Genomic DNA, 20,661 nt, shown 5'->3' with positions numbered 1-20,661 from the left:
TTGGTGAGATAAGACCATTTTACTTCATTGATACGGCTTCCTACAATGCAAGTCATTCATTCATCCACTGGCCTTTAGAGAGCAGCACATGACGACGATTCATAATCTTGGCTTTCCGCGCATTGGCGCCAAACGGGAACTGAAGTTCGCCTTGGAGTCTTACTGGAAGGGCGAATCTTCGCGTGACGAACTCAAGGCTCTGGGCGCACAACTGCGTCAGCGTCACTGGGAAAACCAGGCGGGTCTGGATCTGGTGCCCGTTGGAGATTTCTCTTTTTACGATCAGGTGCTGGATGCCAGCTTCTTGCTGGGCAATTTGCCCGAGCGTGTGCAGGGCTTTCATGGTGACGAGCTGGATAACTATTTCCGCGTAGCGCGCGGTCGTTCGGCCAAAGGTCTGGAAGATCATAGCGCTTGCTGCGGTGGTGTGGCGGCTGGTGAAATGACCAAATGGTTCGACACTAACTATCACTACATCGTCCCCGAATTTACGGCTGACACCCTGTTCAAGCTGGACGCTTCGCGTTTGCTGGAGCAGCTGGCTGAAGCCAAGGCTCAAGGCGTGAAAGCCAAGCCTGTGATTATTGGTCCCGTGACCTATCTGGCACTGGGCAAGGCCAAGGATGAATCCAACAAGCTGGCTCTGCTGGATCGCTTGCTGCCCGTGTATGTCCAATTGCTGGAGACGCTGGCTAAAGCCGGCGTTGAGTGGGTGCAGATTGACGAGCCTATTCTGGTTACCGAGCTGGATGCCGATTGGCAGCAAGCGTTCAAGACCGCTTATCAGCAACTGAAAGCTGCTGGCGTGAAGTTGCTGGTAGCCACTTACTTTGGTCAGTTGCTGGAAAATGCTGCTTTGGCCGCCAGCTTGCCTGTTGCCGGTTTGCATGTGGATGCCATTAATGATCGTGATGGTGTGGATGCACTGCTCAAGCTTTTGGGTGACGACAAGGTCTTGTCCCTGGGCGTGATCAATGGTCGCAATATCTGGAAAACAGATTTGACCGCTGTACTGGACTGGGTTGAGCCCATCGCCAAGCAACTGGGTGATCGTTTGTGGATTGCTCCTTCCTGCTCGCTGCTGCATGTGCCGGTTGATCTGGACAGCGAAGAAAAGCTGGATGCCGATGTGAAGTCTTGGTTGGCCTTTGCTTTGCAAAAGCTGGATGAACTGCGTGTATTGGGTAAAGCCTTGAGCCAAGGGCGTGATGCCGTCAAGGCAGAGCTGGCCGATAACCTGGCCGCTTTGACTGCCCGTCGCAACTCGCCCCGTGTGAATAATCCTGCTGTGAAAGCAGCGGTGGCGCGCATCTCGGCCGAGCTGGGCAAGCGCAAGAGCGTTTACGAACAGCGTGCTTCCAAGCAAGCTGAATTCCTGAAACTGCCCGCATTCCCCACCACCACGATTGGTTCTTTCCCACAAACGGCAGAAATCCGTCGTGCTCGTAGCGAGTTCAAGGCCGGTCGTTTGGACGAAAACAGCTATCAGGCCGCAATGCGTGCCGAGATTGAGCGCAGCGTGCGTGAGCAGGAGAAACTGGGTCTGGACGTGTTGGTGCACGGCGAAGCCGAGCGTAACGACATGGTCGAATACTTTGGTGAGCAGCTGGACGGCTACGCATTCAGCCAGTTCGGTTGGGTGCAGTCCTACGGTTCGCGCTGCGTGAAACCACCCATCCTGTTTGGTGACATCAGCCGTCCTCAAGCCATGACGGTGGAATGGATCACCTACGCCCAGTCGTTGACTCAAAAACCCATGAAGGGCATGTTGACCGGCCCCGTGACGATCTTGAACTGGTCCTTTGTGCGTGATGACCAGCCTCGCTCGGCTTCTTGCCTGCAACTGGCGCTGGCCATTCGCGAAGAAGTGCTGGATCTGGAAAAAGCCGGTGTGCATGTGATTCAGATTGACGAAGCCGCCTTGCGTGAAGGTTTGCCTCTGCGTAAATCGCAATGGCAAAGCTACCTGGACTGGGCCGTGGAAAGCTTCCGCATCACCGCCAACGGCGTGGGCGATGAGACGCAAATCCACACACATATGTGTTACTCGGAATTCAACGACATCATTTCTTCCATTGCCGATATGGATGCGGACGTGATCACCATTGAAACCAGCCGCTCGGACATGGAATTGCTGGAAGCCTTCGAGAACTTCCAGTACCCCAACGAGATCGGCCCTGGTGTGTACGACATTCACTCGCCCAATATTCCGACCGAGCAGCACATTGTGAATTTGATGAAAAAAGCCGCCGAGCGCGTGCCAGCAGAACGTTTGTGGGTGAACCCCGACTGCGGTTTGAAGACACGTCAATGGGCTGAGGTGATTCCCGCTTTGACCAATATGGTGGCCGCAGCGAAAGTTTTGCGGGCAAGTGCCTGATCAGGTCATGAGCTGAGTTTGGCGGAAAGTCCCGGCCAAATGCCGGGACTTTTTTTGAGGCTGATTCAAACCTGTTTTCTGGCTTCACCAGGAAGAAGAGAGTAAGCAGTGCAGCCCCCCGAAGCAGCTCAGACAATCAGCACAGAGTGTACATAAATAAGATGAATTTATTTTTCAAGATCAATGACTTGGCTCAAAAATAAATTCGAGATTGAAATCAGAAATTAGGGCATACATAAAAATGAATAAAGAATTCGCGTTCAGCATCAGAAGCATCCGTTTTGATGAAAACTACCGTCCAGCTGATAACACACGTATCACCACTAATTTTGCCAATTTGGCCCGTGGTGAAAGCCGTCAGCAAAACCTGCGCAATACTCTGAAGATGATCGACAATCGCTTCAATAGTTTGGCGCATTGGGACAACCCGAATGGGGACCGTTATTCAGTTGAACTGGATATCGTCTCTGTTGATATTGATGTTGAAGGCAATGGTTCTACGTTTCCGACCATCGAAATTCTGAAAACCAGTATCGTTGATCACAAGGAAAACAAGCGTATTGAAGGGATTGTGGGTAACAACTTCTCTTCGTATGTGCGTGACTACGATTTCAGTGTGGTTCTGCTGGAGCACAACAAGAACAAAAACGGTTTCAGCGCCCCGGAAGGCTTTGGTGACTTGCATGGCAAGTTGTTCAAGGCTTTCGTGAACTCCACGCTGTATCAGGAAAACTTCAACAAATCCCCCGTGATTTGCCTGAGCGTATCCAGCAGCAAGGTCTACCACCGTACAGGTAATCAGCATCCGGTATTGGGCGTCGAATACCAGCAAAATGAGTTCTCGCCGACCGATGAGTACTTCGCGAAAATGGGTTTGCAGGTTCGTTATTTCATGCCCCCAAATAGCGTTGCGCCTTTGGCCTTTTACTTTCGTGGTGATTTGCTCAGTGACTACACGAATCTGGAATTGATCAGTACCATCAGCACGATGGAGACATTCCAGAAAATCTACCGCCCCGAGATTTACAATGCCAATTCGGCAGCAGGAATGCGCTATCAGCCCAGCCTGAAAAATGCGGATCATTCGGTTACGCAAATTGTCTACGATCGTGAAGAACGTAGCCGTCTGGCGGTTGAGCAGGGCCGGTTTACCGAAGAGAGTTTTATCAAGCCATACAAAGTTATTCTTGATCAATGGGCAGCCAGTTACGCGCTTTGATTCATCAAAAACAACAAGGTTATTTAATTATGAAAAAATTGCTACCCACCTCCACCGCTGGCAGTTTGCCTAAACCCTCCTGGCTTGCTGAACCCGAGAAACTGTGGTCGCCCTGGAGACTGGAAGGTGAGGACCTGGTCGAAGGCAAGAAAGATGCACTGCGCTTGTCCTTGCAAGAACAATTGCACGCCGGTATCGATCTGATTAGCGACGGCGAGCAAACCCGCCAGCACTTTGTCACTACCTTCATCGAACATCTGGAAGGCGTGGACTTTGAAAAGCGTGAGACCGTGCGTATTCGTGACCGTTACGATGCCAGCGTTCCAAGCGTTGTCGGTGCTGTGAATCGCCCCAAGTCCGTATTTGTGGACGATGCCAAGTTCCTGCGCCAGCAAACCTCGCAGCCGATCAAATGGGCGCTGCCTGGCCCCATGACCATGATCGATACGCTGTACGACAACCACTACAAGAGTCGTGAGAAACTGGCTTGGGAATTTGCCAAGATCCTGAACCAGGAAGCCAAAGAGCTGGAAGCCGCAGGCGTGGATATCATCCAGTTTGACGAACCTGCTTTCAACGTGTTCTTTGACGAAGTGAATGACTGGGGTATTGCTACGTTGGAACGTGCCATTGAAGGTCTGAAATGCGAAACCGCCGTGCACATTTGCTACGGTTACGGCATCAAGGCCAACACCGATTGGAAAAAGACCCTGGGTTCGGAATGGCGTCAATACGAAGAGTCCTTCCCGAAGCTGCAGCAATCCAAGATCGACATCATTTCTCTGGAATGCCAGAACTCCCACGTTCCTATGGATTTGATCGAACTGATCCGTGGCAAGAAAGTGATGGTTGGCGCCATTGACGTGGCCACCAACGTGATTGAAACCGCTGACGAAGTGGCCAACACACTGCGCAAGGCGCTGAAGTTTGTGGACGCTGACAAGCTGTACCCCTCCACCAACTGCGGTATGGCACCTTTGCCACGCGCCGTGGCTCGTGGCAAGCTGCACGCCCTGAGCGCCGGTGCTGAAATCGTTCGCAAGGAACTGTCGGCCTGATTGGTTTGATACCTTCGCGCTAGCGAGTTTCAGACTGCCCCCAGCAAACAGTATTGATGGCTTTGCCATTGCTGTTGCTGGGGGCAGTTTTATTGGCGCAGATGAAGGAGAGATAGGTCGTTTTTAATGCAGGCATCAGGGCGAAGATTGAGTGGATCGGGGCTGGTAGTGGTTGCTATTGAGCAGCAATGCTGGCTCGCTGGGACAGTTTGACCGGTTTGCTCAGTACCTTCCCACGCTATTAAATGTGTGCTTCCTGGATACTCCGCTCCACTAATGCTTCATAAAGCGCCTCTTGCCCTACCGGATAGACCGGCAGCAGGGTTTCTTTTCGCTTCTGCTTATCAAATAGCGATTCCACCAGCCAACCCACAAGATATAAAGATGCCAGGCATCCGCCTGCATTTGCGACCTTGCCATAGCAAACCAAGGCTTGGTCGACCGGCTCCAGATCGACACCATTTAATAAAGCGCGTGCATCTGGATGTGTCGTAGCCCGACGCTGGGGCAATAAGTTCAAGCGCTCCAGGAAGAACACGCCTGCGCAGATCGAACCTATGAATTGCCGCTCTGGGTCCAGATGCAAATTGGGCAAAAAGTCCGGATTACTCATAGCCGCAGGCACTCCCTTTTTACCGCTGCTGAACAGGACGGCATTGGCACGGCTCGCTTCGGATACAGGGCCGTGCGTCTGTATTTCCAAACCATGCGCAGACCGTAAAATAGGCGTCGTGCCCAAGATTTTGACACGCCAGTCCTGTGTGTTTCGACCTAGCAGGTCCCACATCAAGAACAGGTCTATGTCCGTGAATTGGTCAAAGGCAATCAGTGCTATTTCTTTCATTACAAGCTCCATGAGAAGGACCGCCGTTGTGCCGGGGCGGTCATCGTGAGGCTTCGTAGTCTATTTATCCACTAATCACCATACACAGCCTGTATGTTCCCGCGATGAGAAAGCTGACGAGAGACGATTGGATTGAGGCCGGTTTAAACAATCTGGACCTGGAAGGCCATAGCGGGGTTTCAGCGGAACGGGTGGCCCGCCGCTTGAATGTGACGCGCGGCTCGTTCTACCACCATTTTTGTAGCCGCGAGGACTTTGTACGGGCGCTGCTCTCGGCCTGGGAGCAGGATTATACCGAGCGCATGTTGGACTATGCAGCGCAAGGGGCGGGGCCTACGCAGGTCTTGAAGCGTTACATTCACATCGCAGCAGATAAGCAGCCCAATCGTGAAGTTGCTATCCGTGCATGGGCTTTGCATGATCCCGTGGTTGCCGAGTATCAGACGCGTGTTGATGCCAGGCGTTTGGCTTTTGCGATCAGCACATCGAAAAGCGCTTTTCTCTTGCCCAAGCATTCCGAGATTGTGGGTGAGATGGTGCATTTGTGTTTTATAGGCGGACAGCAATCGGGTGTACGCCATAACGCGGCGCGTTTCGCCAACTTGCTGGGCGATGCCTTGGCTTTGTTTCGCCCGCGCTCCAGGTTTTAGGGGGGCGGGCAGAAAAGGGGGAGGGCGGGAAAAAGGGCAGAGCGATGAATAACACTAATGCCCAACCGCCAACCGCCAACCGCCAACCGCCAACCGCCAACCGCCAACCGCCAACCGCCAACCGCCAAACCTGCACGCTAAGTCTTAGGCCCTAGGCCTCAAGTAACGAATTCTCCAAGCAGCCGGCAATGCCCAGTCGCTGCGACTGTAGATTCCCCAGAGTAAAGAAATTCTTGTCCACCATAAAGAAATGAACTAGGATTCACTCATGTAATGAATCGAGGTTCACTTCTTTATGGCCTATCGTCAAACCCCCGCCGTTGAAGCTCGTCTGCAAGACAATCGTAGCCGTATCCTGGAAGCCGCTCGTGTTTTGGTCAGTGAAGGTGGCTGGCAGGAAGCCCAGGTGGCCAGTGTGGCGGCTGCGGCGGGTATGGCCACTGGGACGGTCTATCGCTACTTCCCGTCCAAGGCCGAGTTGTTCGCGCAAGTGCTGTCGCAGGTGTCTCAGCGGGAGGTGGATGTACTCACAGACATTGCGCAGGCTGACGGAGCCTCTATGCTGCGCCTGCATGCCGCAGTCTCAACATTCGTAAAACGCGCCATGCGTAATCCTCGTCTGGCGTATGCCTTGATTGCCGAGCCATGCGATAAGGAAATCGACGCGGCTCGTCTGGTGTATCGCGCCGCGATCAGCCAGGTCATTCACTCCATTGTTTCCATGGGGCAAGATGCCCAGGAAATGCGCCAGGATGTGCAGCCCGATATTGCGGCTACCGTCATTGTGGGCGGTTTCATGGAAGGGCTGATTGGCCCGCTTTCTCCTTTAAGCCGTCAGCAGCACGATGGCACGGACAGTTACCAGCGCCAAGTGGCTGCGCTGGCTGACCAGATTGCCCAGATGGCGTGCGCCAGCGTGGCAGTCCTTTCTGCCACGCCTTAGAAAAACAGTTCGGAGACAACCATGAACCAAGCGCTTCCCCCCAGCATTTTGAATGCGCCCGAGGATCGTTACAGCACGCATCAGGTTTTGAATCAGGCTCTGCCCGCCAGTGGTTTCAATGCTTTTACGGGCGATCAGGTTTTAACTGAGGCCATTCGCCGCGAAGCTCCGTGGGCCGAATCGCGTTGTCAGGCTTTGGGGGCGGTGGCTGGTGATGACAATGTTCAGGAGTTGGCCCGTTTGGCGAACCGTCATATCCCTGAACTTAAAACGCATGATCGTTTCGGCAACCGGATTGATTGGCTGGAATTTCACCCCAGCTGGCATGAATTGATGACCCTGGCCTGGCAGCACGAGGTGCCGAATTTAAGCTGGCGTACGCAAGAGAAAAACGGCCACTTCGCTCGTGCGGTCTTGTCCTATCTGTGGAATCAGGTGGAGCATGGTACGGGTTGCCCGACCGGCATGGCGTATGCGGCGTATGCCGGTTTCGAGGCTGAACCTGCTTTGGCGATCTGGGCGGACAAGCTCAACGGGACGCGCTACGAATACAGTCGTCGCGAAGTGGGGGATAAACCCTCGGTGGTCATTGGCTATGCGATGACAGAAAAGCAGGGCGGTTCAGATCTGCGTGAGACGCAGACTACTGCGCGCTTCTCCCATAGCGCGGATTATCACGGCGCTACAGCGCATTGGTATGAGCTGACGGGGCATAAGTGGTTTTGCTCAGTGCCGCAGTCTGATGGCTTTTTTACGCTGGCTAAAGTCAATGGCGGTGTTACTTGTTTCTTTTTGCCCCGTACCTTGCCGGACGGCAGCTATAACCGCTTTTTTGTACAACGCCTGAAGGACAAGGCGGGCAATCGTTCCAACGCGTCCAGTGAAGTGGAGTATGCGGGCACGCTGGCAATTCGGGTTGGGGAAGAAGGGCGCGGTATTCGGGAAATTCTGTCGCACTCGCATTTGACACGTCTGGATTTTGCGATTGGCTCGGCGGGTTTGATGCGACAGGCGCTGACCTTGGCCCTGCGTCACACGACATCACGCAAGGCTTTTGGAACCTCCATTGCCGATCGGCCCATGATGAGCAATGTGCTGGCGGATATGGCGGTAGAAGTGGAAGCAGCGACGCTGATGTCCTTGCGCGTGGCCAAGGCCACTGACCTGATGCAAAGCAGTGACCACGAAAGGCTGCTGGCTCGGGTGGCCACGCCTGCGGCTAAGTACTTCAATTGCTCGCGTGCCCCCTCCATTGCGAATGAGGCTTTGCAATGTCACGGCGGCAATGGCTTTATTGAAGAAAACCCCATGGCCCGTGTGTATCGAGAGGCCCCCTTGAACAGTGTTTGGGAAGGGACGGCGAATATGATGTGCATGGATGTGCGGCGCGCCATGATCAGAGATCCGCTTACGGTGGAGGCGGCTTTCAATGAAATCAGACCCTTGGCCGGGCAAGACAAGCGATTCGATGCACTGGTACAGCACACTGAGCGTTTGGTTCGGGCGGCAATCGAGGATGAGTTCCTGGCCCGCCCCATGACCGAAGCCGTCGCCCGCGTCTTGCAGGCGGCCGAGCTGCTGCGCTATAGCTCTCAAGAAGTGGCGGATGTGTTTTTAAGTACGCGTAGCGGCGGGGAAGTGGGGGCTTGGGGAGCGCATTACGGTACCTTGGGAACGATGGCATCTTCGTCAGTCGCGCAGAAAATTATGCGCAGAGCGATGGTGACAGATTGATTTGTGCTGTTTGTAGAGCCTGGAGTGAGCAGGGGCTATCTGTATCAAGTCCGGGATAGCCCTTGTTCTTTGGAGTCCGACGGCTTTGCAAGTAATGCAGCGTCAGTCTTACGCTGCTGTGCAGACCCTTAATCGGTGTCCATCCGGGTCCAGTGCAACGAATGTGCGCCCAAAAACGGCTGTCATGGGCTCTTGCTCTATGGTGATACCCGCTGTCACCCAGTTTTGATACAGCTGATCAACAGCCGCATCATCGTCCACTAAAAAAGAGAGCTCGGAGCGATGCCCAGTTCCGGATGAGACAAAGCTGGCTGCCTGGGTAGACCACAAACCCAGGGTCAGGCCCTTGTTCAGTTCAAACGCGACATAGGTGGGGAAGGATTCAGCGGGCTCTTTTTGAAGCAGCTTTTCATAGAAAAGGCTGCTTGCGGTGGGGTCTTGGACATAGAGCAGCAAAAGGTTTGGGTGATTCATGATCGCTCCAACAAGGTGATTGAGCAGATCATTATGGGTGACCATACTGCCAAAAAATGGCAGTATCTGGCATGGCCCGAGCAGAACGACTTCTTTCCCTTTTACAAGTGCTACGCCGGCACAAACGTCCGGTGAGTGGTGCGCGGCTGGCCCAAGAGTTGGGCGTCAGCATTCGGACCTTATATAGGGACATTGCTTCCTTGCAGGCGCAAGGTGCCGATATAGAAGGGGAGCCGGGAGTCGGTTATGTGCTGCGACCTAGTTTCATGCTGCCACCCTTGATGTTTTCTCAAGCAGAGCTGGAGGCCTTGATACTGGGTTTTCGCTGGGTAGAAAAGTTTGCGGACGAGCCGCTGACCAAAGCGGCTGGCGATGCCATGGCCAAGATCTCTGCGGTCTTGCCCGATAGCTTGAGAGACAGCCTGGACAGCACCGCTTTACGGGTTGGGCCTAGAGTGATTCAGGATGCTGAGCTTGTTGATCTCGGCATTGCGCGTACAGCGATTCGTTTGCAGCGCAAGCTGCGCATCACTTATATAGACGGGGCAGATCAGGAATCGGAGAGAGTGATCTGGCCTTTTTCCTTGGGCTACTTTCAGCACTTCCGGATTCTGGTGGGCTGGTGCGAATTGAAAGGGGATTTTCGGCATTTCCGGACGGACAGGATACAGCGCTTGGTCTGTCTGGAGGAGTCTTATCCCCGGCATCGGGTTGATTTGTTCAAGCAGTGGCGCGCAACACAAACAGAGCTACGCTACGTGTTTGATAGTTAAAATTCTATTTATTGTTGTTTTTTTTGATAATTTTTTAATTTTATATCGAATCAAATCTGATTTAAATTTATAAAAATTAATTTTTCCTGATTTTCTTATTATGGAATAAATCATAATAAGATGCAGTGAAAACCTAATTTTGCAGATATTATTATTTTGCTATTGTTTTAACCCCCCTTTTTTTAAAGGGGGGTATATTTTAGTCCAGCATGTTTTCTAATTCATCTTTTATTGGAATTACTTGCTCGTATAGTCTATGGTATGACTTTCCTATTGATCCTCTAAATTGAATTAGTTTTGGAGGGTTGTTTCCAATATTTATAATATGATCTTTTGTTATTCCCGGGTATGGGTCTATAAAAACTATTTCTGATATTCCCAGTTGGTAAGCTTTTTTTGCGCAGAGTTCGCAAGGGCTGGCTGTTGTATACAGTTTTCCACCCTTTATTCCATCTACTCCACTTCCTGTTAATTGTAGAAAAGCATTTTCTTCTGCATGTAAGGCTCGAGTATGGACTTGATTTCCTTTGTTGTCTATGCTGTTGTGAATATCTTTAAAGCAATAGGATAGGGTTCTTCCTTTAAATACTTCTATTTTATTTTCTTTTGCTTCAAATTTTTCCAGTTTTTCTTTTGCTTTTTTTCTAAAATCTTTGTTGTTTCTTTCGTATGAGCTATATGTTTTTTTATCGAATTTGCTCATTAATCCATCTAATGATCTCATTGAGCAAGGAGTTTGGCCTTTGGGGACATCATTCCAGCCAACCGATTTTATTGAGTTTTCTTTGTCGGTCACTGTCGCTCCAATCTGTCTAGATATACATCCTGAGTTGAGTTTGACGGAATAGGCGACCTGCATTACTCTCTCCATGGATGTAGGCGAAATGAGGCCTGGATGCTGCATGAGCGATATGTACCAGGCTAGTTGCGCTTTTAGTATGTTTGTGTTGTCAAATTCATTTTTTGGGTTATATATATGAATATCTGATAGTTCAATGCATTTTTTTACATCTGGGTTGGTTAGGTGTTTGTATTCTCCATTCCCTTTTCCTGATTCTTCAGTGTCGATTGCTTCAATTTGTTCTGCAGAGAATTTATGTAGTGCTTGAAGGTATTTTGTTCTATGCTCATCTGGCGCATTTATTGAAATCAAGTGAAATGCTGCATACCTATCCTTGAAGAATTTGGCCTCGTATGGGTTTCTTATTGCGTCTATTACTATGTATGCTTTTTTTTCTTTTTTTCTTATTATTTTTATTGCTCTGTTAATTGTTTCTGGTAGATGGAAAACTGATTTTGGTATGAATTTTTGTTTTTCATAGTCTATATCTACTTTCCCTATTCTTCTTATCGATTTTCCTGCTGATTGGTAGACTGATACATATAAACCTTTTTCGATTTTGTTTAGCTCATTTTTTATGTTTTCAGTTATTTTTCTGGTTAATTTTATGGTTTCAGAAAAATCTTCTTTTTCCGATATTATAGATTCTGTCTTTTCATTGTGATTTAGTATTTTTCCTATTTGGTCTTTTATTTTCTCTTTGTTTTTTTCTATTGTTTCTAATCTTATTTCATTTGTTTTGTTTTTCTTGGTAGTTATTTTTTTAGATACAAATTCAGATAGTTTTTTTTCTCCCATGTTTATTAGGTACATGGATATTAAATCACTTACTTTTATTGAGTGAAATCCATGCCAGTTTTCCTCCGCAAATTTTTTTACTATTGAGTATCTTTTTTTGTCTAATCCTTGATAAAAATCATCTATGTCCTCTAACTCGGGAAGTGATATTTTCTTGTTTTCTAGTATATCAGCGGTGGTAGTGCATCCAGAGCCTGTTCTACCTGTTAAACCTACTAAGATAAACTCACTATTTTCAGAAAATAATTCACTTATGAATTTCTGGTCTCTCATTTCCTCTTCCTTTTAAGGTGTTTTTACTAGCCCCATATATAATTTATTTTTTTTTATAAGTCAAATGAAATTTATTGGTTGTATTTTTTTGGTTTCTGGCGATTTTATATTGGGTATGGATCAAAAATCTTTGTATCATTTTTAAACCCTCACCATTTCTCTTTCTTCGAGACTTCTAACTTCTAGTTGTCTTAGAGAGCTGGGGGATTGATAGGGAAGATTCGCAGGCCGAATGTCAGCGCGACGTTTATGTTGCGTGGATTGTTATTGGTTTTATCGGACCTCAAAGCACCAACAGAAGAGAGTTTGGGCTTGAAGGGTGCGGGTAGTTAACGGACTTATGTGTTGGCCCACAAGTGGCTCAGCTCTAGCAGCTGGATGTTGTTTACAAAGAGAAGGGCAAATTGTCTCTAAGGCGATCAAGCCCTCCTTGCAAGAGGGTTTTTTCTTGGTCAATTATTGTTATGTTATAACATCACAAAATTGACAGAAGTCCTCTGCAAGGAACGGCCCATTGATGCCTCAAGGAAGAAGAGAAATGACGATGACCCTCGATAACACGCCAGTCGATCCCGCAGCCCGCATTCCCGTAACGGTTTTGTCCGGTTTCCTGGGGGCGGGCAAGACGACTTTGCTGAACCACATCCTGAACAATCGCGAAGGCCGCCGCGTGGCCGTCATCGTGAACGATATGAGCGAGGTCAGTATTGATGCCGCTTTGGTTCGTGACGGTGGTGCCGAGCTATCGCGTACCGATGAAAAACTGGTGGAAATGAGCAACGGCTGTATTTGCTGCACCTTGCGCGAGGACTTGTTGTTGGAGGTGGACCGTCTGGCCAAGGAAGGGCGTTTTGATCAGTTGGTCATTGAATCCACCGGCATTTCAGAGCCACTGCCCGTGGCTGAAACGTTCACCTTTGAGGGCGAGGATGGCCGCTGCCTGGGTGAAGTCGCGCGCTTGGACACTATGGTCACGGTAGTGGACGCCTTTAACTTTCTGCGCGATTACAGCTCGCAAGACAGCATCCAGTCCCGTGGCGAATCTTTGGGTGAAGAAGATGCGCGTACCGTTGTGGACCTGTTAATTGAGCAGATCGAGTTCTGTGATGTGCTGGTTCTGAACAAGATTGATTTGATCAGCGAGCCAGAACGCGAGCGCCTGATGGCCATTCTGAACAGTCTGAATCCCCGTGCTCGTATTGAAACAGCCGAGTTCGGCCAGGTGCCTTTGGACCGCGTTCTGAACACCGGCTTGTTCGATTTTGAAGAGGCTTCCAAAGCGCCAGGCTGGCTGCAGGAATTGCGTGGTACTCATACCCCGGAAACCGAAGAGTACGGCATAGGCAATTTTGTTTACCGCGCCCGCCGTCCATTCCACCCGCAGCGTTTCAAGGCACTGGTCGAAAGCGAATGGCCTGGGGTGGTGCGCTCCAAAGGCTTTTTCTGGTTGGCGAACTTCCCGACTCTGGCGGGCTCCTGGTCACAGGCTGGCGCGGTGGCTCGCTATCACGTGGCGGGTTACTGGTGGGCGTCCATGCCGCCTGAACGCTGGCCGGAGGATCCCGAAGCGGTAGCGCTGATCAAGGAAAAATGGGATGAGCGAGTCGGGGACGCGCGTCAGGAGCTGGTTCTTATTGGCATGGATATGGACGAGACGGCACTGCGCGCCCGTTTCGACGCCTGCCTGTTAAGCGATGAAGAAATGGCCAGTGGCCCCAGTACTTGGACAACATGGACGAATTCGTTTGCAGACTGGCCTTGATGGCGTTGTTGAGGTCTTGCCAGGCCCCTGCCGGCGTGAGCAAGCCCTTTTGATTGGACCTTGAGTATGACTGTTGTACTTCCCGACCCGGCCCTGAATGATTCCTCCCATAGCCTGACTCCGCTTTCCTGGGTGGGTATGGAGGGAATCGATTTACCCATTACCGTGTTCGAACCAGGCTATAAGCAGCAGCTGCATGCGCGGGTGGATGCTCAGGTTGATTTGCCCTTGGCGCATGTGAAAGGGATACACATGTCCAGGCTGTACCGCTTGCTGAATGACTTGCCGCCAGAGGAAGTCTTGTCACCGTTGGGGCTGCGGTGTCTTTTGCAAAGCATGGTGGATAGCCAGGAGGACTGTGGCACGCGCAGTGCACGACTGTGTTTTCGCTTTGATTTATTGGTGCGACGGCCTGCCTTGGTCACGCAGGGGCTGGCCGGCTGGAAGTCCTATCCCGTTGTGCTGGAAGCCAGACTTTTGGACGGTATCTTTGTGTGCAAGGTGCAGGTTCAGATAGCTTATTCATCGACCTGTCCTTGTTCGGCTGCGCTGGCTCGGCAGTTGATTGAACAGGGCTTTATGCAGGCTTTTGGAAAGCAACCTGTCTTGCATGCAGATGAGGTAGCTGCCTGGTTGCACAATCACGCCAGCCTAGCCACTCCCCATAGCCAACGAAGTCAGGCTTTGGTTCAGATTCAAGTATCGGAAGACAGTGAGGACTTTGGGTTTTTGACGCTGATCGATCGTATTGAAGAGTCATTGGCGACACCCTTGCAAACCGCCGTCAAACGAGCAGACGAGCAAGCCTTTGCCGCCTTGAATGGTCAGAACCTGATGTTTGTGGAAGACGCGGCGCGTCGTATAGAAGCGGCCTTGGTGGACTATCAGAATCCTGATATTCAGGTCCGACATCTGGAGAGCTTGCATCCCCATGATGCGGTGGCGTTCAAAACCCCCTTGTCAGAAGGGATGCCTTTTTCGCGACTGAGTGGGGCGTGATGCCATGAGTGTTTTAGCCCTTGTTGCTCCGTGCCAGACACAGCCCAAGAGTCAAACTTTCTTGCTGCTGGAGCAGGCAAGCAAGATCACGATTGACCTTGTGCTTCGCCCCCGTGTTTCGGAGCTGCGATGAAAACCTTTCTTGTCTCTGCTCTGGTCCTGCTTGTTCGCGGCTATCAGCTTTTTATGAGCCCATTGCTGGGGCCACGTTGCCGCTTTTATCCAACTTGTTCCCAATATGCGATTCAGGCCTTGCAGACGCATGGCCCTCTCAAAGGAACTTGGCTGGCTGCGCGGCGCCTTGTCCGTTGTCACCCTTGGCATCCGGGCGGACACGACCCAGTTCCGGCTTTTGGTGATCGGGGCCGCCAAGAGCCCAAGCAAACAGGAGACGGCCGTGGATAAGGAAGCAGCACCAGAAGAGTCCATCGCCCAAACCCAGCAAGCCATTGTGGACAGTTTCCAGTGCCTGGGTAACTGGGTGGCGCGCTACGAATACTTGATTGATCTGGGCCGCTCCTTGCCGGACTTCCCGGAGAAATGGCGTACCGAGACGAACCGTTTACATGGCTGTCAGGCACAGGTCTGGATGGTGTCTGAGTTGCGTGATCACAAGTTGTTCTTTCAGGCCCGTAGTGACTCCGCCATTGCCACCGGCTTGTTGGCTTTATTGATGAAGGTGTATTCGGGGCGTTTGCCGCAAGAAATCCTGTCCCATCCCCCCGACTTTTTACGGGCAATCGAGCTGGAGCAGCATTTGTCACCGAATCGCGCCAATGGCCTGTTTCACATGATGGAGCGGATTCGTTTGACGGCACAAGATGCTCTGGATGCAGAAGCAGCAAAGACACAAACATGATTCCAGAAACTCCTCAGGCTTTTAACGCCCAGACCGCAGAGATAGCGAAGCAGCGTGATCGGCGTCATGCCGATTTGCTGCTCTGTGGCGCTACGGTAATGACACCTAATGGGGCCGAGCGTCTCGACATCGCCTGTGCGCAAGGCCGGATTACGGCTCTTGGTGATTTGTTGCCCGGCTGGAGTGCAGACTGTGTGCTGGACCTTAATGGCCTGCATGTTTTGCCAGGGGTGATCGACAGTCAGGTGCATTTCCGAGAGCCGGGGCTGGAGCACAAAGAGAATCTGGAAGCGGGTACACGGGGCGCAGTCCTGGGCGGCGTGACGGCGGTTTTTGAAATGCCCAACACCTATCCCTTGACCTTGGGTGCTGCCGATTTGCGAGCCAAGCTGGATGCTGCTCAAGGCCGAAGCTGGTGTGATCATGCCTTTTATATCGGTGGCTCTGCCTTGAATGCCGATTCCTTGCAGGAACTGGAACAGCTCCCAGGTTGTGCAGGCATCAAGGTCTTTATGGGCAGCTCCTTTGGAGACCTATTAGCGGATGAGGACGACGTGCTGCGTCGCATCTTGCGTCATGGTCGCAGACGGCTGGCAGTACACGCCGAGGATGAGGCCAGGCTGCGTGAACGAAAATATATCGCCCTGGATAGTGGCGACGTGCGCCAACACCCGGTTTGGCGTGATGTGGAAAGTGCCTTGAAGGCAAGCCAACGCATTGTTCGTCTGGCGGAAGAGGAGAAGCGCCGATTGCACGTGTTGCATGTGTCTACCGCAGAGGAAATGCAGTTTCTGGCCGCGCACAAAGATCGCGTAACGGTGGAAGTCACCCCACACCATCTCAGTCTGCAAGCTCCCGACTGTTATGAGCGTCTGGGCAGCCTGGCGCAAATGAATCCCCCGGTGCGCGGGCAGGTTCATCAAGACGCGCTGTGGCAGGCGATTCGTTCGGGCGTGGTGGATGTCATTGGCAGCGATCATGCACCTCATACCTTGCAGGAAAAGTCTCAAGCCTATCCCGCCTCACCCAGTGGCATGACTGGCGTGCAAACCTTGCTGCCCGTGATGTTGAACCATGTACACGCAGGCCGCCTGAGTTTGCAGCGACTGGTGGATTTGACCAGTGCCGGACCTGCCCGGATTTTTGGACTGGAAGGCAAGGGACGCATAGCCCTGGGTTTTGATGCGGATTTCAGTATTGTGGATTTGAAGGCACGCCGCCGCGTCCGCAATGACTGGATTGCCAGCGTCAGCGGCTGGTCTCCCTACGACGGCATGCCAGTTGTGGGCTGGCCGATTCACACCATTGTGCGCGGTCATTGTGTTGTTCGTGATGAAGTCCTGGAAGGGCAGGCGCAAGGCAGGCCGCTGCGTTTTCTGGAAGTCCCTTAACCGCCCATTCAGCAAGGAGTACGTCGTGACGGATTCAAAAGAGCTTAAAGAGCGAGGCCTGAAGGTGACGACGGCTCGTATCCAGATTCTTGAGATATTCCAGGCCCCCGGCATTCGTCATTTGACGGCAGACGATGTGTATCGCCAACTGATCCGGCAAGGCAGTGAGATTGGCCTGGCGACTGTCTACCGTGTACTGACCCAGCTGCAACAGGCAGGCTTGCTAAAGCAGGTTTATTTTGAATCCGGCCGGGCGCTGTATGAGCTGGACGATGGCGAACACCATGATCACCTGATTTGCACGGACTGCGGGCGTGTGCAGGAGTTTCATGATCAGACGATCGAGCAGCAGCAAAAAATGATTGCTCAAGAGCGGGGCTTTCAGGTTATGGAACATAGTCATGTGGTGTACGGACGCTGCCTGAATCCGGATTGTGAATATCGCCCGGAACCCATGATGACAAGGAGAAAACATGAAGGCTAAAGGACAAGACACAAGATCTGCTGACAATATGGCAGTACAAATAAACCGCCGAATCTCGGTAGAGCAGGTGGAGGAGGGCCACGAACTGGCCCCCAAATTTGACGAACAGGGCCTGATTGCCTGCATCACGACAGACGCTAACAATGGCGAGGTCTTGATGCTGGGTTACATGAACCGGGAAGCCCTGGAAAAAACCATACAGACCGGTGAAGCCCATTACTGGAGCCGCTCGCGTCAAATGCTCTGGCATAAAGGTGCCAGCAGTGGACTGGTGCAGACGGTAGAGGAAATGCGTATCGACGACGACCAGGATGCGGTGTGGTTACGTGTGCGGGTAGCCGGTTCCGGGGCCAGTTGCCACGTAGGCTATTACTCCTGTTTCTACAGACAGGTGCCGGTTGGTGTCGAGCATAGCAAGGGTCAGGATCTGGTCTTTGTGGAGTCCGCCAAGACCTTTGATCCCAAAGACGTGTATGGGGATGTGCCCAATCCCACTGTGCTTTAAAGGGTGCTCATGCTGGCGGGGCTGGGCGAATTTCACGTTTACTTCTGGCCGCCTGAACCTGTGCTGATCAGGACGATGCAGCCCCCGTCAGTCGGGTAGAGCGATGCTCCCGATACGCCGCTGCCAAGGTCCGCAAGGCTTCCCGCGAGCGTTGATCCGTCAGTGTTGAGTGCAGCACAATCCGGGAAGGGGGCAGGGCTGGCAGTCCCAGACGTTGGCCCACATCAATTGCATCTGGCGGCGCCAGGCGGCATGAAAATGCCGCGACCGCCAAACCGGCAGAGACCGCCGCCATTACGGCCGCATGGCCACCGCCCACAAACACTTCATTCCACTCAATCCCGGCAGTGCTTAACGCGTGTGTTGCAATATCCCGCACGCCACAGCAGGGAGCCAGGGCGGCCAGCCGTAAAGGTTTGCCTTCTTGCTGATGAAAGCAGGGTGCCGCAAACCAGGCAAAGTGTTCAGGCCCCAGGTCCTCTCCGTCACGGCGATGATCCTCCTGGCGCACGATGACGGCATCCAGCTCTCCCTTGTCAAAATCTTCCAGCAAGCGATGCGAGCTTTCCAGGCGAACTTCAATCGTCAGGGCAGGGTCTCGTTCATTCAAACGGGACAACAAAGTAGGGACTTCCGGCCCGGCAACGTGCTGGGCAATTCCCAAACGAAAGCGGCGGCAATCGCAGAGCAGGGCGGCTCTGGCGCGGTCGTGTGCAGCAATGAATTCCCGTGCGGGATTAATGAAAACCGTACCTTGAGCAGACAGCCGTACCAGCCTTGGAGTGCGTTCGATCAGCTTGTAACCCAGGCGCTCTTCCAGGCGTTTCAGCTTCACGCTGATCGCGCCTTGTGTGGTGCCCAAGGCTTCTGCGGCTTTGGTAAAGCTTTGGAACTCGGCAATGCTCACAAAAGCTTGTACGGATTCCACATCCAGAACAGGGCGGCTCATGATCTATCCATATTTGTTGTTTCTGATATGCCCGATCATAGCATTGATGAATGGCTGGCCCGTCCCTACTATCTCTCCTGACTGAGCGGTCCCGAGCTTTTGGGTTTTGGTGTCCGCACTTTGGCTCGCCGGGACGGCGACGTGTATTGACGACTTTTTGGAAAGATAACGATGACTCCCTCTATCTCGAGTCAGGGCCGCTACGCCTTGGCTGCCGTGTGCTTGTCAGCCTTGATGCTGGGCCTGGAGATCTCCAGCGTGCCGCCGATTTTATCCACCATAGAACAGGTCATGGGGGCCAGTTTCCGGCAACTGCAATGGGTGATGGCAGCCTACACCATTGCCATGACGACCATTCTGATGGGGGTAGGCACTTTGGCGGATCGCTACGGCCGCAAGCGCATTTTTACGATCGGGATTGTGGCGTTCGGGATCACTTCCCTGGTGTGCGGACTGACGGAAAGTGCAGCTGTTCTGATTGGCGCACGTTTTCTGCAAGGCTTGAGCGCTGCCATGATGCTGATCTGCCAGATCGCGATTTTGTCGAACCAGTTTCGGGACGGACAACAGCGTGGCAAGGCCTTTGCGTGGTGGGGTGTGGTCTTTGGTGCCGGGCTGGGTTTTGGGCCTATTGTGGGTGGCCTGATTCTGACTCTGGCCAGCTGGGAATGGGTGTTTTTGATTCACGCCGTGCTGGCCATTATTACCTTGCTGCTGGCGCGCGCTGGCGTACAGGAGTCGCGTGATCCGGGCGCCAGCACCTTGGACGTAGCCGGTATTGCCACCTTGTCCTTGGCCGTGTTTTGCCTGGTGCTGTTTGTCACTCAGGGGCCGGTGCTGGGCTTTGCCAGCCTGCCAGCCTTGAGCATTATTACCCTGTCCGTCCTTAGCCTGATTGCCTTTGTAATCGTGGAGCAGCGCAGTGTTAGGCCCATGCTGGAGTTCTCCGTATTTCGTATCCGCAGTTTCTCCGGTGCCTTGTTGGGCTCGATGGGGCAGAACTTCAGCTTCTGGCCCTTCATCATCTATTTGCCCATCTACTTTCATGTGGGGCTGGGGTATGACAGTGTGCAAACTGGCCTGGCCTTGTTGGCGTACACCTTGCCGACCTTGTTTGTGCCTCCGTTTGCCGAGCGTCTGGCACAGCGTTGGCAGCCGGGTGGAGTCATTACGCTAGGTCTGTTCTTGATTGGCCTGGGCTTTGTAGTGATGAAGATAGGCAGTGTTTCCGATGAACCGGGCTGGCTGATTCTGCCAGGCTGTGTGCTGGCCGGGATTGGTCTGGGCATGGCCAATACTACGACCACCAATGTAATTACCGCCTCGGTGTCGGCTGAACGCGCCGGTATGGCGTCGGGGGCGGATACCAGTGCCCGCATGATTTCCCTGGCCTTCAATATCGCCGTGATGGGGTTTGTGCTGGTGCAAGGCATCATGAGTGATCTGCGTGCTCGCCTGGGTATTGCTGTTGATGGCGAACTGCGTCATCTGGCTGAAAAAGTAGCCTCTGGCGACATCAATATCGTGTCGCAAAGCAGCGCCTTGCTGGCGAATGCCGCCGATCCTGTCGAGGCGGTTCATGCAGCCCTGATTGCTGGTTTTGGCTGGGTCATGGTGTACGGTGCGCTAACTGCCTTTGCTTTGGCGGCCTTAAGTCATCTGGTGTTTGGTTCCGCCAGGATGAGTGCACAGGCGTGTTGCAGTCCTGGATAGGGGCAGGCACAA

At 52.4% G+C, this 20,661-nt stretch carries 19 protein-coding genes; 15 read left to right on the top strand and 4 right to left on the bottom strand.

The genetic code is table 11. The features are described 5' to 3' along the window. The first annotated feature begins 88 nt into the window (after window positions 1-88). The 3 genes from metE to OSH04_RS12520 all read left to right on the top strand — a co-directional run bounded on the left by metE (window position 89) and on the right by OSH04_RS12520 (window position 4,657). Window positions 89-2,380, top strand: coding sequence for a 5-methyltetrahydropteroyltriglutamate--homocysteine S-methyltransferase (gene metE / locus OSH04_RS12530; RefSeq protein ID WP_266108588.1), 2,292 nt, complete (start codon window positions 89-91; stop codon window positions 2,378-2,380). A 241-nt stretch (window positions 2,381-2,621) separates the two neighbouring features. Continuing rightward, a complete protein-coding gene (locus tag OSH04_RS12525; protein ID WP_035268048.1) occupies window positions 2,622-3,599 on the top strand; it encodes a DUF1852 domain-containing protein in 978 nt (325 codons plus the stop codon). A 29-nt stretch (window positions 3,600-3,628) separates the two neighbouring features. Then, window positions 3,629-4,657 (top strand): methionine synthase, encoded by a 1,029-nt coding sequence (locus OSH04_RS12520; RefSeq protein WP_009454664.1) that lies wholly within the window; start codon window positions 3,629-3,631, stop codon window positions 4,655-4,657. A 241-nt stretch (window positions 4,658-4,898) separates the two neighbouring features. Here OSH04_RS12520 and OSH04_RS12515 read toward each other — a convergent pair whose 3' ends face one another. After that, window positions 4,899-5,501, bottom strand: a complete 603-nt coding sequence (locus OSH04_RS12515) for a DJ-1/PfpI family protein (RefSeq protein ID WP_266108587.1) — start codon at window positions 5,499-5,501, stop codon at window positions 4,899-4,901. A 104-nt stretch (window positions 5,502-5,605) separates the two neighbouring features. On the opposite strand from OSH04_RS12515, the gene OSH04_RS12510 reads away from it, so the two are divergent. From OSH04_RS12510 to OSH04_RS12500, 3 genes are all read left to right on the top strand, one after another. Beyond that, complete coding sequence (locus tag OSH04_RS12510) at window positions 5,606-6,151, top strand: TetR/AcrR family transcriptional regulator (protein ID WP_266108586.1); 546 nt, start codon at window positions 5,606-5,608, stop codon at window positions 6,149-6,151. Between the two features lie 295 nt (window positions 6,152-6,446). After that, a complete protein-coding gene (locus tag OSH04_RS12505; RefSeq protein ID WP_035268038.1) occupies window positions 6,447-7,094 on the top strand; it encodes a TetR/AcrR family transcriptional regulator in 648 nt (215 codons plus the stop codon). Between the two features lie 21 nt (window positions 7,095-7,115). After that, window positions 7,116-8,828: an acyl-CoA dehydrogenase family protein gene (locus OSH04_RS12500; RefSeq protein WP_266108585.1), complete on the top strand. Its 1,713-nt coding sequence runs from the start codon at window positions 7,116-7,118 to the stop codon at window positions 8,826-8,828. A 108-nt stretch (window positions 8,829-8,936) separates the two neighbouring features. On the opposite strand, the gene OSH04_RS12495 is transcribed toward OSH04_RS12500, so the two are convergent. After that, a complete protein-coding gene (locus tag OSH04_RS12495) occupies window positions 8,937-9,302 on the bottom strand; it encodes a VOC family protein (protein WP_266108584.1) in 366 nt (121 codons plus the stop codon). Between the two features lie 71 nt (window positions 9,303-9,373). On the opposite strand from OSH04_RS12495, the gene OSH04_RS12490 reads away from it, so the two are divergent. Beyond that, window positions 9,374-10,075, top strand: coding sequence for a helix-turn-helix transcriptional regulator (locus tag OSH04_RS12490; RefSeq protein ID WP_266108583.1), 702 nt, complete (start codon window positions 9,374-9,376; stop codon window positions 10,073-10,075). A 199-nt stretch (window positions 10,076-10,274) separates the two neighbouring features. Here the strand turns inward: OSH04_RS12490 and OSH04_RS12485 are convergent, their stop codons facing one another. Beyond that, a complete protein-coding gene (locus OSH04_RS12485) occupies window positions 10,275-11,987 on the bottom strand; it encodes an anti-phage dCTP deaminase (protein ID WP_266108582.1) in 1,713 nt (570 codons plus the stop codon). A gap of 538 nt (window positions 11,988-12,525) precedes the next feature. Here OSH04_RS12485 and zigA point away from each other — a divergent pair. From zigA to hisI, 7 genes are all read left to right on the top strand, one after another. Next, on the top strand, window positions 12,526-13,749 hold the full coding sequence (gene zigA, locus OSH04_RS12480; RefSeq protein WP_277614458.1) for a zinc metallochaperone GTPase ZigA: 1,224 nt from the start codon (window positions 12,526-12,528) through the stop codon (window positions 13,747-13,749). A gap of 66 nt (window positions 13,750-13,815) precedes the next feature. Further along, window positions 13,816-14,748: a GTP cyclohydrolase FolE2 gene (gene folE2, locus OSH04_RS12475; RefSeq protein ID WP_266108581.1), complete on the top strand. Its 933-nt coding sequence runs from the start codon at window positions 13,816-13,818 to the stop codon at window positions 14,746-14,748. 129 nt (window positions 14,749-14,877) lie between these two features. After that, window positions 14,878-15,153: a membrane protein insertion efficiency factor YidD gene (gene yidD, locus OSH04_RS12470; RefSeq protein WP_266108580.1), complete on the top strand. Its 276-nt coding sequence runs from the start codon at window positions 14,878-14,880 to the stop codon at window positions 15,151-15,153. Then, window positions 15,050-15,607 carry a SufE family protein gene (locus OSH04_RS12465; protein WP_266108579.1) on the top strand — a complete coding sequence of 186 codons (558 nt, stop codon included), beginning with the start codon at window positions 15,050-15,052 and terminating at the stop codon, window positions 15,605-15,607. The genes yidD and OSH04_RS12465 overlap by 104 nt, the downstream gene beginning before the upstream one ends. Then, window positions 15,604-16,998: a dihydroorotase gene (locus OSH04_RS12460; RefSeq protein ID WP_266108577.1), complete on the top strand. Its 1,395-nt coding sequence runs from the start codon at window positions 15,604-15,606 to the stop codon at window positions 16,996-16,998. Before OSH04_RS12465 ends, OSH04_RS12460 begins: the two co-directional genes overlap by 4 nt. 25 nt (window positions 16,999-17,023) lie before the next feature. Next, window positions 17,024-17,482, top strand: coding sequence for a ferric iron uptake transcriptional regulator (gene fur / locus OSH04_RS12455; RefSeq protein WP_115635190.1), 459 nt, complete (start codon window positions 17,024-17,026; stop codon window positions 17,480-17,482). Between the two features lie 28 nt (window positions 17,483-17,510). Continuing rightward, complete coding sequence (gene hisI / locus OSH04_RS12450) at window positions 17,511-17,987, top strand: phosphoribosyl-AMP cyclohydrolase (protein WP_235332420.1); 477 nt, start codon at window positions 17,511-17,513, stop codon at window positions 17,985-17,987. A 67-nt stretch (window positions 17,988-18,054) separates the two neighbouring features. On the opposite strand, the gene OSH04_RS12445 is transcribed toward hisI, so the two are convergent. Continuing rightward, entirely contained in the window at window positions 18,055-18,936 is an 882-nt protein-coding gene (locus tag OSH04_RS12445; protein ID WP_035268022.1) for a LysR substrate-binding domain-containing protein, read from the bottom strand. A 171-nt stretch (window positions 18,937-19,107) separates the two neighbouring features. On the opposite strand from OSH04_RS12445, the gene OSH04_RS12440 reads away from it, so the two are divergent. After that, complete coding sequence (locus tag OSH04_RS12440) at window positions 19,108-20,649, top strand: MFS transporter (protein ID WP_266108575.1); 1,542 nt, start codon at window positions 19,108-19,110, stop codon at window positions 20,647-20,649. The last annotated feature ends 12 nt before the right edge of the window (window positions 20,650-20,661 follow it).

This window comes from Alcaligenes nematophilus (genome assembly GCF_026344155.1).
Classification (GTDB): domain Bacteria; phylum Pseudomonadota; class Gammaproteobacteria; order Burkholderiales; family Burkholderiaceae_B; genus Alcaligenes; species Alcaligenes phenolicus.
This window is presented reverse-complemented; position numbering and strand designations above follow the sequence as displayed.